The following is a 15,074-nucleotide window of genomic DNA, read 5'->3' on the forward strand; positions in this document are numbered from 1 at the left end:
AGCCAGCCAGCGACAGACATCCCGCACGATCGAGTACAAGCGGCGGCGGAAGCCGCCAGATGGAGAGCGTGACCGGTAATGGCCCAGCAGCCGCCCCTCCTCCGCGATGTCATCGACATCAAGGAGTCCATCTCCACCTCGGACTTCGTGCTGTCCCTCGCCGAGGCGACGACACCCGAGGGCGCCCGGCACGCGCTCAAGGACTACGTCGTCACCGAGCGGCTGCTGGAGAACTTCGACGAGGCGCTGGCCCTCATCAAGTCCGCGCTGGACGGGCACCGTTCCAAGGCGGCGTATCTGCACGGCTCGTTCGGTTCCGGTAAGTCGCACTTCATGGCCGTGCTGTACGCACTGCTCAGCGGTGACCCGGCCGCCCGCTCCCGCACCGAGTTCGACCCGGTGCTGACCAAGCACGAGTGGCTGAGCACGGACGGCAAGAGGTTCCTGCTCGTGCCGTACCACATGCTCGGCGCGAAGGCCCTGGAGCAGCGCGTCCTCGGCGGGTACGTGCACCACGTCAAGAAGCTGCACCCGGAGGCCCCGACCCCGCAGGTCTACCGGACCGACTCCCTCTTCGCGGACATCCGCGCCATGCGCGCCAACATGGGCGACGAGGCCGTCATCCGGGGGCTCGGCACCGGCGTGGGCGACGATGACGAGGACGAGTGGGGCGAGGGCTTCGCCTGGACCCCGCAGCTCCTGGACACCGCGCTCGCCGCCGAGGAGAACCACGAGGCGGGCACCGCGCTCAACCTCACCAACCCCTCCGCACCGGCCGAGCTGCGGGCCAAGCTGGTCAACGACGCCGGCACCACCCTCCTCCCCGGCTTCACGAGGAACGCCGCCGAGGACGAGCACGGCTTCATCTCCCTGGACGCCGGTCTGTCCGTCATCGCCGAGCACGCCAAGTCGCTCGGCTACGACGGGCTGATCCTGTTCATGGACGAGCTGATCCTGTGGCTGGCCACCCTCATCCACGACCAGAAGTTCGTGGCCCGCGAGGCCAGCAAGATCACGAACTTCGTGGAGGGCGGCGACGCCCGCCGCGCCATCCCCGTCGTGTCGTTCATCGCCCGCCAGCGCGACCTGCGCGAGCTGGTCGGCGAGGAGGTGTCCGGCGCGGCCGAGTCGTCCATCCAGGACACCCTGAACCTGGCCTCCGGCCGGTTCGACAAGATCACCCTGGAGGACCGCAACCTCCCGCAGATCGCCCACGCCCGCCTCCTCAAGCCCAAGAACGACGAGGCGGCCCAGCAGGTCGACGCCGCCTTCGAGCAGACCAAGCGGGTCGGACCGCAGGTCTGGGACACCCTGCTCGGCTCGGAGAAGGGCACCACCGGCGCGGACGCGGAGTCGTTCCGGCTGACGTACCCGTTCTCGCCGGCATTCATGGACACCCTCGTCCACATCTCGTCCGCGCTGCAGCGCTCCCGCACCGGTCTGAAGCTGATGGGGCAGCTTCTCGCCGACCATCGCGACGAGATCCGCCTCGGACAGCTCGTCCCCGTCGGCGACCTCTACCCGGTGATCGCGGAGGGCGGCGACAAGCCGTTCACCGACAGCCTGAAGGTCGTCTTCGAGGCCGCCGACAAGCTCTACAAGACCAAGCTGCGCCCCTACCTGCTCAGCTCGTACGACATCACCGAGGACGACGTCGAGCAGTACCGCAACCGGCCCGAGTCCCTCACCGACCCGAAGCGGCTGGGCGGCTGCCGCATGTTCGTCGGCGACAACCGGCTCGTCTGCACGCTGCTGCTGTCCGCACTCGCGCCCAGCGTGCCCGCGCTGTCCGAGCTGACCATCCGTCGGCTCGGCGCGCTCAACTACGGGTCGGTCCTCGCTCCCATCCCGGGTGCCGAGGTCGGCATCATCAAGAACAAGGTCGCCGAGTGGGCTGCCAGGTTCCCCGAGATCAAGGAGACCGGCACCGACGCCAACCCCGGCGTACGGCTGGAGCTGTCCGGCGTCGACGTGGACTCCGTCATCGCCAACGCCCAGGTCAACGACAACCCCGGCAACCGGGTCGCGCTCGCCCGCCGCCTGCTGTCCGAGGAACTGAGCGTCGAACACGGCCAGTTGAGCGACCAGCTCAGCTTCACCTGGCGCGGCACCGCCCGCACCGCCGAGATCGTCTTCGGGAACGTCGCCGACGAGGACGAACTGCCCGACCACGACCTGATGCCGCAGGAGGAGGGCCGCTGGCGCATCGCCATAGACCTCCCCTTCGACGAGGGCGAGTGGGGCCCGGTCGAGGACGTCAACCGCATCCGGCGGCTGCGTGAGCGGCAGCAGGGCGAGCGGTCCCGTGTGGTCGCCTGGCTGCCGGCCCATCTGTCGGCGCAGCGCTTCGCCGACTTCCGGCGCCTCGTCGTCATCGACAAGGCCCTCGCCGACGAGCACCGCTTCGACACCCAGTACGCCGGCCACCTCAACGCCGACAACCGCAGCCGCGCCAAGGGTCTCCTGGAGACCCAGCGCGAGGCACTGCTCAAGCAGGTCAAGGGCGCCTTCAAGCAGGCGTACGGACTCGCCCAGAAGCAGGCCGCCGACGTCGTCCCCGACTTCGACGACCACCTCGTCGCGCTGCCCGACGTCGACGGTCTCACCCTGTCCTTCGGGCAGAGCCTGCACGACGGCATCCGGCACGTCGCGGGCAGGCTGCTCGCCCACCAGTACCCGGCCCATCCCGACCTCGATCCCGACGCCACCGGCACCGCCGTGAAGCCGGCCGACACCAAGAAGGTGTTCGCCCACGTCCGCGCCGCCGCCGAGGCGCGCGACGGGCGGGTGGAGGTCCCGGCCGCCGACCGCAGGCTCATGCAGCGGATCGCCGGGCCGCTGCGGCTCGGGCAGCAGAAGGAGGCGTACTTCGAGCTGTCCCGCTACTGGGCCGACCACTTCCGGCAGCTCGCCAGCTCCCAGGGCGTCACCGGGGACCTGTCCCTGATCACGCTCACCGACTGGACCGACAAGCCCGACCCGCGCGGCCTGCCCGACTTCCTCGCCCGGCTCGTCGTCGCCGCCTTCGCCGAGATGGACGACCGGGTGTGGGTGCGCGTCGGCACCGTCCTCGACCCCGCGCCCGAGCTGTCCGCGATCAAGGACCATGACGCGCTGCGCAGCCAGCCGCTGCCCGCCGAGTCGGACTGGGACACGGCCCGGCAGCGCTTCGAGACGGTCTTCGGGCAGAAGGCCCCCGCCCTGCGGCGCGGCCGGATGGTCAACCAGTTCGCCCGCCAGATCATCGAGGCCGCCCGCGCCCACCGGGACCACACGGCCGACCTGGTGCACCAGCTGGAGGCCCACGCCGCCTTCCTCGGCCTCGACCAGACCGCCGACACCGGGCGGCTCCCGCTCGCCCGGCGCTCCCTGGAACTCCTGGACGCCCTCACGGCGGAGGCCGGCAAGGGCGCGGCCGGGGCGAAGAAGACCGTGGAGGCCCTCGCCGCCTTCGACCTGGGCGAGACCAGCGCCGACCGGTACGGCACCTCCATCAAGCAGGCCCGCGGTGTCGCGGAGGCCGTCGCCTCAGCGCCCTGGAGCACCCTCGAACTCGCGAAGGGACTCGGCCCCGAGGGCGCGGCCCTGCTCGACTCGCTGCGCAACGTCGCCCGCGACGACCAGCGCACCGCGGACCTGCGTGACGCCCTGGCCCGTACGCAGCGCGAGGTCGTCGCCCTGGTGAAGCGCACCCAGGCCGCGGCCCAGCCGCCCGCACCCGTCGTCCAGCCTCAGCCCACGGCGGGCGACCTGTCCCTGGACACGCCGACCAGCGACCCGCGCATCCCGTACGCCCCGCAGGAGAACCCCACACCGGCCTCCTCCGGCAGCGGCACCGCGCGCACGTCCGGTGGCCGCCGTACGACCGTGGCCCGGGCCGCCGCCGACCTTCAGGCGGAGCTGTCCGAACTGGTCGCCCGCCACCCCGACGCGACCATCGAGATCACCTGGAAGGTCGTCGAATGACGGACACCGCCACCGTCGCTCCGGGCGCCGTCCGGCTGAACACCGCGACCGTCACCCAGTACCTGTCCTCGCAGTCGTCCCTCGCCGCCTCCCTGACACGAGACGGCGGGGGCAGGCGCCGGGTCGTGCTGCTGAGGTCCGCGCCCCAGTGGGACGGTCCCGCAGAACCTGCCTGGGCCGAGGGGCGGACGGCCGGTGTCGCGGTGGCGCCCTCGCCGCTCGCCGTCCACGAACTCGTCCTCGACCACCTCGCGGGCCGCAGGCCCGGCCCGGCCGTGCTGGTCGTCCTCACCGACCGGGAGCAGCACGAACTCGACCCGGCGATCCTCGCGCGCGTCCACAAACTGCGCATCGACACCGTCGACAGCTGGGACGTCGTCCGGGAGGCGTTCGGAGCCCGGCAGATCGACCCGCGCCTCAAGGACGTCAACTGGGCGGCCGAAGCCCTGCTCGACGCCACACCGCCCGGCGGCTGGCCACCCGTGCCCGGCGGCTGGCTGTCCCGCCAGTACGCGCTCACCGCGCTCACCCAGCGCCGCCTGCGCCTCGGCCGCTACGACACCGAGGGCGGCGCACGGCGCCCCGGTGACGACCGGCTCGACGCCCAGACCCTGCTGCACTGGTCGACCCGCCCCGGTGCTCCCGAGCGACTCCTCGGGCTGCGCGGCCCGGAGCGCACCGGGCTGACCGCCTTCCTCGGAGAGGAGGACCAGGCCGGCCTCGCCGGACGCGCCCTGCTCGCCCTCGTGGACGCCGAGCGGGGCGCGGACGCCGCCGCATTCGGACTCGTCTGCGCGGCACTGTGGCAGCATGCCGAGCCCGCCCCCGAGACGTACCAGGCCCGGGGCCGCGCCGAACGCTACTTCGGCGACCAGCCCCCGGCGGTCGGCGAACAGCTCGACGCCCTGGTGACCGTCTTCGGCCGGGCTGCCGAGGAGTACGTCACGACACTGCTGGCAGCCGGACACCGTACCGGCGACGGAGACCAGGCCCGCGAGGCACGCCGGACGTCCGGCACCGTGCTCGACAGGGCGGGCGCGCTGGCGAGCCAGTTCGGTGCGGAACAGGCCGTCGCGGCGAGCCCCGTCCTGCGCGGTGGACTCGAGGCACGGTTCACGGCCGTCGGACGGGCGCTCGCAGCCGGTGACAGGGGCGCGGTGGCGGACGCCGTACGGCGCCTGGCGGACCACCGGCTCGCCGCCGAACCGGAGGACTCCGCCCGCATCGAACGCGCCCGCATGGGACAGCGCCTCGCCCGCTGGCTGCTGACCGACACGCCCGCCGAGAGCCCTACGGTGGCCGACGCCATACAGCGGCACGTCACCGAGACCGGCTGGGCCGACCTCGCTCTGGAGCACATCGAAGCCGGCGGCGACCCGGACCCCGTCCTCAAGGCCGCCTACGACACCCTCGCCACCCGAGTCCGGGACCGGCGGCGGCAGATCGACGCGTTCTTCGCGCGCTCTCTTTCCGCCTGGACGCGGGCTGGCACCCAGCCCGGCAGCATGCTCACCGTCGAGACCTTCCTCGACCGCGTGGTCGGACAGGTCGCCCGGCGCGGGGTGGAACGGCGGGTACTGCTGCTCGTGCTCGACGGCATGAGTGTGGCCATAGCGAACGAACTCGGCGAGGAACTACGCGCATCCTGGGCGGAGTTCGACCCCCTGCCCGAGGGCGCTCCACAGCGTCGGGCGATGGCCGCCGCCCTGCCCACCGTGACGGCCGTGTCCCGCACCTCACTGTTCGCGGGAACGCTGATGAAGGGCACCCAGGCCGACGAGAAGCGGCTCTTCCCCACGCTCAAGCTGTGGGGCGGTGCCCCGGCCGGCGTCTTCCACAAGGACGACCTGCGCGGCGAGACCGCGGGCGACACCTTCGGCCCGGCGCTCACGGAGGCGCTCACCGACGGCCGGACGCATGTCGCCGTCGTCCTCAACGCCATCGACGACCGTCTCGCCAAGGAACAGAAGCTCGGCGACGGGGCCTGGCGGGTCGACGACGTGCCCGGCCTGCGAGACCTGCTGCGGGTGGCGGCGGCCCAGGGCATGGCCGTCGTTCTCACCAGTGACCACGGCCACGTCGTCGACCGGCACGGAAAGAAGGTCGACACCGCTGTCGAGCCCGCGTCCGCCCGACATCGCCTGCCCGTCGGCGGTCCCCTCGCCGACCGGGAGATCGCCCTCAGCGGACCGCGCGTGGTGTGGCCCGAGCCCGGCGCGTCCATCGTGGCGCTGTGGGACGCCGACTCCCGCTACACCGCCCTCAAGGCCGGCTACCACGGCGGGGCCTCGCTCGCCGAGTTCACCATCCCCGTGCTCGCCTTCCTGCCGTTCGGGGCGGAACCGCCGAAGGAATGGCGGGAGCTGGGCGACCAGCGGCCCCTGTGGTGGGCTCCCGAGGAGGTGGGGAGGGCACCGCTGCCGAGTGAGGCCACCACTCAGCTGCTCGTCGGGACGACTTCCGCCGTGCCGAAGAAGCCGACGGGGAAGTCCCAGAAGAAGCAGGCGGAACTCGCGCGCACACACGAGGCGCTCTTCGACGTGGAGCTGACCACCGGAGGAGACGACTCCCTTCTCACCCCGACCCTCGTCTCCCGGACGGAGGCGCTGGTGACGGCCCTGCTCGGCTCGGAGACGTACCAGGGTCAGCTCGGGGGGCTCGCCCGCAAGCCGCAGCAGGAGCAGGTCCACAAGGCGCTCGCCGCCCTGCTCGACGCGGGCGGCACCCTGCCCGTGACCGCGCTCGCCCAGCGCGCCGGCATGCCCGTCACCCGGAGCGACGGTTTCGCCGCCGTTCTGCGGCAACTCCTCAACTACGACGGCGTGCAGGTACTGGAGACCCTGCCGGACGGCCGTACCCTGCGGCTCCACGAGGCACTGCTGCGAGAGCAGTTCGCCCTCGGAGGCGGCTGAGGACATGGCTCGGGGTGTCTCGGGGCCTTGGCCCCGAGACACCCCTGAGCGGTCCTCCCGCGTCGCTCGCTACCTCATGACGCGAACGCCCTCAGAACCTTCGCGAAGGTCGTCAGCTCGTCGATCATTTCCGGCGGAAGGGGCTTCTCGTCGAAGTGGGCGATCCGGTTACGGATGTCCTTCACCCGCCTCAGCAGGCCGATGAACTGCTCCCGGGGCATGTTGGGCCACTTCAGGGCCTCCCAGTTGCGGTCGGCCTGTTCGGCGAAGGACTGCCTCGTCTGGTCTCCGTCCAGGAGTCTCAGGTAGTCGCCGAACATCAGGTCCGACACCTGGCCGGTGCGGTGCTCCGGTCTCTTGTTCGTCTGGACCGCCTTGATGGTCTCCGTGTCCAGAGCCGCGCCCAGGCAGCGGCGCAGCAGGGACTCGATGTCGCCCACGATGAAGAAAGGACGTGCCGCCCCCTCGAAGCGGTCCGTGACGTCCGCGGCGGTGACGATGCCGGAGAGGCAGCCGTCGTCCCCGCGGACGAGCAGATAGCCGTGCTCGCGGATGACAGGGAGGGCGGCGAAGAACTCCTGCCGGGCGTCGGCGACGGGCAGCGAGTCCTTCTCCATCGCGTTGTCGAGGGTGGCCTCCTTCCCCGCCTCGTACATCTTGGCCACGGCCCCCCAGGTGACCACGCCGTGGACCTGTGCCATGCCGGTGGTCACCGGAATCTGGGAGAGGCCCTTCGTGCGCATCAGAAAGGTCGTCTGGGACAGGGGCGTGCCAGGGCCCACGGACACCACGCCGCGCCGCGCGGACGGGATGTCGCCGAGCAGGAGCCGCTGGGGCAGGGCGTGCGAGGGCAGGGCCTCGTCCGTCGCGTCGGTTTCGTCGTCCGTGTCGGCCGGTGTGCGCTGCGCGGGCACGGCCGCCAGCGGCACGACGTCGACTGTGGTGCGCAGTGCGCAGACGGCGAAGTCCGGCAGTGTGGTCAGCCCGGCGTCCGTCAGGGCCTGCGAGATCCGGTGCACCGTCCGGTGATCTCGGACCCTGACCTGGAACAGGTCGAGGATCTCCTGCACGGCCACGGTCCTGCCCTTGAGCGAGGCGAGGTCCGGCTCCTGCGGCCTGGTCGTCATCGGGCGTCGTCCTCCGGCAGGTCGCGGAGCATCGTCTTCTTGCCCATGGCGGAGTGCACCAGGTCCTGCAACTGCTTGGAGCGGTCGCGGTAGAAGCGCTCGTAGTCGTTCTCGCGCAAGGCGTCCGGGTCGATCAGGTGGGTGGTCAGGACATCGTCGAACCACTCGGGACGGGTGTCGGACGCGGCGATCATCGTTGACACGTACGACGACGGCGCCCCCGTCATGTCCATGGCCGCGCGGTACGACAGGGGGGTCTTGTTCACGATCGAACTCGTTGGCAGACCCTGGCTGTTGCCCCGCCGGAACCAGGCCTTGGGGAAGATCTGCCGGACGTCCACGCCGTACTCGTCCAGTCGGCCGGGGCTGAGCGGGGCGTCCGTGTGGTGCCAGTCCACCGCCCCCTGCCTGATCAGCAGGGCGTAGATCCCCTTGTAGGCGGCGCTGTTGCGGGTGGTGAGGGTGTCGAGGCGCTCGGCGAAGAAGAACGCCTCGGTGACCGTCTCGGGTGCCCTCTCATCCTGCGCGATCCAGGGGACGAACTGCTCGACGTCCTTGGTGAAGCGCGTCTCCGTGGAGCCGCCGTACATCTCACCGAGCACCCCGCACCAGTACCACTGCTCGATCTTCTCCTCCGCCCCCAGACCGTCCATCGCCGTGTCGAGGATGGCGCGGACGGCCGCGAGCGGGACGAGCTGCGTCTTGTACGGCAGGTCGGCCGGGCGGACGATGCACTGCCGTTCCAGGAAGTCACCAACCCACGCGAACGCGTCGGCGAGCTTGGGCGCCAGACGGACGAAGTCGGCCAGGGGGAGGTCGAGCAGATCGCGGCGCTTGCAGGACACCGTGGCCCCGAGGCCCGCCTGCTTGCGCTCCCAGGTGCGCACCAAGGCGATGGCCTGCAGGAAGTCGATGCTGCTCAGCCCGTTCTCGAGACCGCTGTCGACGCGGCCGAAGACCGGGTACTTGCTCGCCAGCGCTTGCTTGATCTCCCGCCACACCTCGGGGAGTTGGTAGTAGTCCCCGGTCTGGTCCACATAGTCGCGGTCCCCGGCGTACGTCGCGGTGAGCAGTTCGAACACGTTCAGGGGAACGCCGCCCGTGTTGACTCGCTCGAACACCGCGCAGACGGCGTCCATGGAGGTGGAGGCGCCCAGGCGGATCATCGGGACCTGGAAGGCGCGGACCTGTTGCAGGACCGCTTCGTCGAACTGGCCCCACAGGTCCCAGTTCCGGTCCTCGTCGGCCTTGATGTACGCCTTCTTCCACTCGTTCACGCGCTGGGCGTCGAAGACGAAGTGGAGCGGGAAGAGACCGGCCGCGCACTCGGCCTCGGTGCTGCTCAGATCCAGCACCACGGTGCGGTTGAAGTCCGTCCTGAGCACCTTGTCGGCCGGGACGGACACGACGGCCTCGTCACGGTCCGCGGACGGTCCGACGGCCTTCGCGATGTCGACGTAGTACCACCGCTGGATGGGCTTGCTCCGGGAGTCCGCCGTCTCCACCGGGGCGTCGAGCCACAGGGCCTGGAAGAGGGAGGTGAGGCGCTGCTGTCCGTCCAGCAGCAGGAGGTCGGCCGCCGGGTCCCCGTCCGGCCGCGCACCGGTGAGGGTCCGCGAACGGAACCGGGTGGCGCCGCCGGTCTGCAGCGTCATCACGACGCCCAGCGGGTAGTCGAGGGTGACCGTCGCGATGATCGCCCGGATCCGGTCGTCGTCCCACTTCCAGTTCCGCTGGAAGTCGGGCAGTTGTAAGGACCCCGAGGCGACATCCGCCAGAACGTCCTTCAGCTTCACGTTGTCGAGGGCCGCCATGTGACTCCACTTCCCACCCTGATGCCTGTACGGAGAGTGATTTCATCAGCGCTTTCCGGTGACAGTCAACTGGTTCACCGAACAACGAGATGACCGCGGGCGCCGTCCGGATCAGGTTTCAGGGACGGGGCCATGAGGAGGGAGACAGCGGGCCCACAGAGTCACGAACCGGGTAGGACACAACTTCCTCGAGGCCACGGCGCACAGGGAGATGGAACACTGGTCCTCGTGAGCACCACCGGATCCAAGCGCCCCGCCCAGGTCAGCGCGGCCCGCCGCCGTACCGTCATTGACGCCCTGCGCCGTGGAGCCGTGCCCGAGAGCGGGCTCGACCTGCTCGCGACCGGCCTCGACCGGTTCGAGACGGCCCTGGACGCCGAGCTGGACGCCGTGTCGTCCGGGGGGTCCGTGTTCAAGGCCGTACGGGGTGAGTACGGGTCCGGCAAGACGTTCTTCACGCGCTGGCTGGGCGAGCGGGCCAAGCGCCGCAACTTCGCCGTGGCCGAGATCCAGATCTCGGAGAACGAGACGCCGCTGCACAAGCTGGAGACGGTCTACCGGCGGCTCACCGAAAGGCTCACCACGTCCAGCTTCCCGCCCAGCGCCCTGCGGCCCGTGGTCGACGCCTGGTTCTACGCCCTGGAGGAGGACGCCCTCGCAGCCGGCGCGACCGAGGAGGAGCTGCCCGGCGAAGTGGAGAAACTGCTCGTGGCGCGGCTCGCCGAGGTGTCCCGGCACGCCCCGTCCTTCGCCACCGCGTTGCGCGGCTACCGGGCCGCCCTCGCGGACGGGGACGAGGCGACCGCCTCGGCCGTCCTGGCGTGGCTCGGCGGCCAGCCGCATGTGGCGGCCTCCGCCCGCAGGTTCGCCGGGGTGCGCGGCGACCTCGACCATTTCGGTGCCCTCGGTTTCCTGCAGGGCCTCCTCACCGTGCTGCGCGACTCCGGGCACACCGGGCTCTTCGTCGTCCTCGACGAGGTGGAGACGCTCCAGCGGGTCCGGTCGGACGCCCGGGACAAGGCGCTCAACTCGCTGCGGCAGCTCATCGACGAGGTGCACTCCGGCCGCTTCCCCGGCCTGTACCTCGTCATCACCGGCACACCCGCCTTCTACGACGGGCAGCAAGGCGTGCAGCGCCTGGCACCGCTCGCCCAGAGGCTCGCCACGGACTTCACCACCGACCCGCGCTTCGACAACCCCCGGGCCGTGCAGATCAGGCTCCCCGGGTTCAACCAGGAGTCTCTGGTCGGACTCGGCCTCACCATCCGTGACCTGTACGCCGATGCCGCGGCCATGCCTGAACGCGTGCGGACGGTCGTCGACGACGCCTACGTCGCCGACCTCGCGGTGGCCGTCGGCGGAGCGCTGGGCGGGAAGGTCGGGGTGGCTCCCCGGTTGTTCCTGAAGAAACTCGTCGGGGACGTGCTCGACCGCGTGGACCAGTTCGACGACTTCGATCCCCGGCAGCACTACCGGCTGACGGTCGCGGGCAGCGAACTCACCGATGTGGAGCGAAACCTCGCCGCCGCGGTCGCCGGCGGCTCCGCGTCGGCCGACGACATCGACCTGGAGCTGTGATGGCGGCGGACGCGGGACTTCCGGCGGGGAGAGGCTCGGGTGGCGAGGACGCCGATGTGCTGGAGCGGCTCGATCCCGTTGTCCTGCATCACATCGTCAACACACTCGGCTGGCCCGACCTGCGCCCTCTGCAGCGTGCGGCGATCACACCGCTCATGGAGGGACAGGACGCCGTACTCCTGGCTCCGACGGCGGGAGGCAAGACCGAGGCGGCCTGTTTTCCTCTGCTGTCGGCGATGGCCGAGCAGGGGTGGACCGGTACGTCCGTGCTGTACTTGTGCCCGCTCAAGGCGCTTCTCAACAACCTGGTCGTCCGTGTCGACTCCTATGCCCAGTGGCTGGGACGGCGGGCTGCGCTCTGGCACGGTGACACCAAGGAATCACAACGGCAGCGCATCCGGGCAGAGGCGCCGGACATCCTGCTGACCACGCCCGAGTCACTCGAAGCGATGCTGATCGGCGTGAAGACCGACCATGCACGCCTGTTGGGGAGCGTGCGGGCCGTCGTCGTCGACGAAGTGCACGCGTTCGCAGGCGATGACCGGGGATGGCACCTGCTCGCCGTGCTGGAACGGCTGGAGCGGGTCACCGGACGGCCCATTCAGCGCGTCGGGCTCTCGGCGACTGTCGGCAACCCGGCCGAGTTGCTGCACTGGCTGCAAGGGGCCGGCGTCCGCAGTCGCACTGGTCAGGTGGTTGCCCCCGGAGTGCACCTGCCGACCACGGACGGCAGCGGCCACAGCGCCAAAGCGAGCCCAGAGCCGTCCAACAGGCCGGCGGGCGATGTGGAACTCGACTACGTCGGCTCCCTCGACAACGCGGCCAAACTCATTGCCGCGCTGCACAGAGGGGAGAAGCGGCTCGTCTTCTGCGACTCGCGCCGCCAGGTCGAGGAGCTGGGCGCGGCGCTCCGCGCCCGCGAGGTGACGGTCTTCCTGTCCCACGCCTCGCTCTCCGTCGATGAACGCACCCGTTCCGAGCGAGCGTTCGCCGAGGCACGCGATTGCGTCATCGTCTCCACGTCGACCCTTGAGCTCGGCATCGACGTCGGTGACCTGGACCGCGTGATCCAGATCGACTCACCGGCCTCCGTAGCCTCGTTCCTGCAGCGCATCGGCCGCACCGGCCGACGTGCCGGGACCTTGCGGAACTGTCTGTTCCTCACCACCCACAAGAACACACTGCTGCAGGCGGCGGGCCTGTTGCTGCTGTGGTCGCGGGGCTGGGTCGAACCGGTCGAGCCTCCGCCGGTACCGCGTCACCTGGTGGCCCAGCAACTGCTCGCCGTCACCCTGCAACAGCACAAGCTCGGCGACCGGCTGTGGGACCGACAGTGGAACGGCCTCGCCCCCTTCGACAAGTCGGCTGCCCCGATCCTGCGCTTCCTGACTGAAGAGGGCTTCCTCGACAACGACGGCGGCATGCTGTTCGTCGGCCCCGAGGCGGAACGTCGCTTCGGTAGAAGGCACTTCATCGAACTCACCGCCTCCTTCACCGCACCTCCGCAGTTCACTGTCCTGTCCGGACGCACGGAGATCGGTCGCACCGACCCGAGCGTGCTCACCGAGGAACGCCCCGGCCCCCGGAGGTTGCTCCTGGGTGGACGCAGCTGGCAGGTCACCTACATCGACTGGCTGCGCAAACGCGCCTTCGTCGAGCCGGCCGACGGCGGTGGAGTCGCCAAGTGGATGAACGGTGGCGTCGCCGGACTGTCGTACGCGTTGACGCGTGCCATGCGCGAGGTGCTGCTGGGCGCGAGCCCGCCCGTCTCCCTTACCCGGCGGGCGGAGGCGTGCCTCGCCGAACAGCGCGAAACCGACGCACCTGACACCGTTCACCCGGGCGGCACGTTGATCACGCGCGTGGGCTCCGATGTCCGTTGGTGGACCTGGGCCGGCTACCGGGCAAACGCCACCCTGGCGGCCACCCTGCAGTCCGTCACCGACCCCCTGCAACGGCCCACCGACAGCTGGCTGCGCCTTCGCGAGAATCTCAGCCCGGCCGCCTGGCGTACGGCCCGTGAGAACGTCGGCGAGAACCTCGTCCTGCCCGACGTGGACCCCAGGGCCGTACGCGGCTTGAAGTTCTCCGCCGCCCTTCCGGAACGCCTCGCCGTGGCCACGGTGGCGGCCCGCTTGGCCGACTTCGAGAGCGCCCGTTCGGTGCTCGGCGAGCTGACGCGCTTTCAGTACGAAGGCTGAATCGGAAAGCCGCCAAGGCTGCTTCGATCCGGACGGTTGAGGCTACCCCGTCCCTGTGACTGCTTCGGTACTACGGAAAGGCGAAGGCCTCCCGGTCTACGCGACCACAGTGGTCAAAGCCGCGTCCGCAGCGGACGGTGCTTGAGCGGGGTCCAGCAGCCCGCCGCGCCTTCTGCTCAGCACCAGCGGGAGCGGCAGCCGCCCCAGCCACCTCCACCGGACGAGCCGCTCGACGATCCACCTGAGCCACCCGAGCTTCCGGTCAGGCCGTCCGGGAAGGTGCTGTTGCGGTTCTGGTCACCAGGGAACGGGTCGTGATAGTCCGGGTCCCCGTCGTCATCGCGGTCGGGTAGCTGGGCGGATCCGTTGTCCTCCTCTGCCTGGGCAGGACAGTCGTTCTCCGGTGCGGACAGCCACAGCCTCACCCACGTGCTGTCGGTGATCCGTTCCCTTCGGTCCGGATCGTGCGCACACACCTTCCACTCGTCGTACTCGCCCTCGTCGGGGAGGCTGTCGTTTCCGTAGATCGTGTCTGCGTACACGTGATCGGGCGAGGGATCGAGAGCGGCGAGCTTCTCCTGAGCTGCCGTCCACGTCGCGCCGATCAGATGTGGCATCCTCGGCCAGGGGATGGGGCCGCCGTCCCGCGCGGGGCAGGGAGTCCCGGTGCGCACGGCTCCGAAGTCGATCGTCCTCGTGCCGCCCGGTGATGTGCCGGCCTCCTGGAAGCAGACGGTCCAGTCGGAGCGCATCCAGATGCCGTCGCCCTGGTCGGACGCGTCGTGGTCGCCGACGGTGAACCCCTCCGCCTGTGCCCTCTTCTTCGCTTTGTCGAGCCGCAGGCCGCGGAAGTCCGGGATCTCCGGGTCGGTTGTCGGCTCAGACCCCTGCGCCTGCTCCGCCGTACCCCTTGGGTGGGCGGAGGTGGCGGGCCTTCCGGCGTTCCGGGCCTTCACGTCCGCCTCCGCCACTGTGTCCGACGTCCTGTCCTGGGGTGCCGGGGGCAGGACCGCCCCGAGCAGGAGTACGGCCACGACGGTCGCGGTCACCTTCCACCCCTTCGGCCAGGCGTTGCCCCACCACAGGAGGAAGAGCGCGACGATCAGCGCGAGAATCCCGAGGAACTCGTTGAGGACGCCGAGCACCGGTACGGCCATGACGAAGCCGACGCGAGCCCGCCCGGTTCGCCACCAGGCAGTGCGGGGCGGGCCGAAGGATGGCGGTGGCGGAGGGCCGGGGGCGGGTGTGGGGTGGGACATGGCCAGGGGGCCTTTCGGAGAGCGGAGTTGATCCCTGCAGCAGCCATCTGTACGACCGACCGGACCGCTTTCGGGTCGATGGATCGTAGTGAGCCGTGGGGTCTGTCCCACGCGCGCGGCAGGGCCAAGAGCGACCCTGAGGGACGTGAGCCGCTCGCCGGTGGCGGGTGGGGAGGGGTGCGCTTTCGTGCGGATTCCCGGGTGGTCGAGACGGGCG

Annotated in this window: 7 protein-coding genes; 4 read left to right on the top strand and 3 right to left on the bottom strand. The window is 70.5% G+C overall.

Features of this window, described 5'->3' with window-relative positions; genetic code table 11:
- Nucleotides 1-78: 78 nt before the first annotated feature.
- Together P8T65_RS34135 and pglZ are read left to right on the top strand one after the other, a co-directional pair.
- Nucleotides 79-3,966, top strand: a complete 3,888-nt coding sequence (locus P8T65_RS34135) for a phage resistance protein (RefSeq protein ID WP_316729039.1) — start codon at nucleotides 79-81, stop codon at nucleotides 3,964-3,966.
- Nucleotides 3,963-6,878 carry a BREX-2 system phosphatase PglZ gene (gene pglZ / locus P8T65_RS34140; protein ID WP_316729040.1) on the top strand — a complete coding sequence of 972 codons (2,916 nt, stop codon included), beginning with the start codon at nucleotides 3,963-3,965 and terminating at the stop codon, nucleotides 6,876-6,878. The genes P8T65_RS34135 and pglZ overlap by 4 nt, the downstream gene beginning before the upstream one ends.
- A 74-nt stretch (nucleotides 6,879-6,952) precedes the next feature.
- Here pglZ and P8T65_RS34145 read toward each other — a convergent pair whose 3' ends face one another.
- Together P8T65_RS34145 and P8T65_RS34150 are read right to left on the bottom strand one after the other, a co-directional pair.
- Nucleotides 6,953-8,005, bottom strand: a complete 1,053-nt coding sequence (locus P8T65_RS34145) for a CBS domain-containing protein (protein ID WP_316729041.1) — start codon at nucleotides 8,003-8,005, stop codon at nucleotides 6,953-6,955.
- Entirely contained in the window at nucleotides 8,002-9,819 is a 1,818-nt protein-coding gene (locus P8T65_RS34150; protein ID WP_316729042.1) for a DUF262 domain-containing protein, read from the bottom strand. Before P8T65_RS34150 ends, P8T65_RS34145 begins: the two co-directional genes overlap by 4 nt.
- A 228-nt stretch (nucleotides 9,820-10,047) precedes the next feature.
- On the opposite strand from P8T65_RS34150, the gene brxD reads away from it, so the two are divergent.
- Nucleotides 10,048-11,397, top strand: a complete 1,350-nt coding sequence (brxD, locus tag P8T65_RS34155) for a BREX system ATP-binding protein BrxD (RefSeq protein WP_230212049.1) — start codon at nucleotides 10,048-10,050, stop codon at nucleotides 11,395-11,397.
- Nucleotides 11,397-13,598, top strand: a complete 2,202-nt coding sequence (locus P8T65_RS34160; protein WP_316729043.1) for a DEAD/DEAH box helicase — start codon at nucleotides 11,397-11,399, stop codon at nucleotides 13,596-13,598. The genes brxD and P8T65_RS34160 overlap by 1 nt, the downstream gene beginning before the upstream one ends.
- Before the next feature lie 176 nt (nucleotides 13,599-13,774).
- Here the strand turns inward: P8T65_RS34160 and P8T65_RS34165 are convergent, their stop codons facing one another.
- A complete protein-coding gene (locus tag P8T65_RS34165; protein ID WP_316729044.1) occupies nucleotides 13,775-14,755 on the bottom strand; it encodes a hypothetical protein in 981 nt (326 codons plus the stop codon).
- Nucleotides 14,756-15,074: the final 319 nt, after the last annotated feature.

The sequence above is a fragment of the Streptomyces sp. 11x1 genome (genome assembly GCF_032598905.1).
In the GTDB taxonomy this organism is placed as follows: domain Bacteria; phylum Actinomycetota; class Actinomycetes; order Streptomycetales; family Streptomycetaceae; genus Streptomyces.

What these genes read in the sequence shown, in the direction of transcription:
- P8T65_RS34150 (WP_316729042.1), bottom strand. Translation starts at nt 9,819, where the DNA reads ATGGCGGCCCTCGACAACGTGAAGCTGAAGGACGTTCTGGCGGATGTC.
- P8T65_RS34145 (WP_316729041.1), bottom strand. Translation starts at nt 8,005, where the DNA reads ATGACGACCAGGCCGCAGGAGCCGGACCTCGCCTCGCTCAAGGGCAGG.
- P8T65_RS34135 (WP_316729039.1), top strand. Translation starts at nt 79, where the DNA reads ATGGCCCAGCAGCCGCCCCTCCTCCGCGATGTCATCGACATCAAGGAG.
- pglZ (WP_316729040.1), top strand. Translation starts at nt 3,963, where the DNA reads ATGACGGACACCGCCACCGTCGCTCCGGGCGCCGTCCGGCTGAACACC.
- P8T65_RS34165 (WP_316729044.1), bottom strand. Translation starts at nt 14,755, where the DNA reads ATGGCCGTACCGGTGCTCGGCGTCCTCAACGAGTTCCTCGGGATTCTC.
- P8T65_RS34160 (WP_316729043.1), top strand. Translation starts at nt 11,397, where the DNA reads ATGGCGGCGGACGCGGGACTTCCGGCGGGGAGAGGCTCGGGTGGCGAG.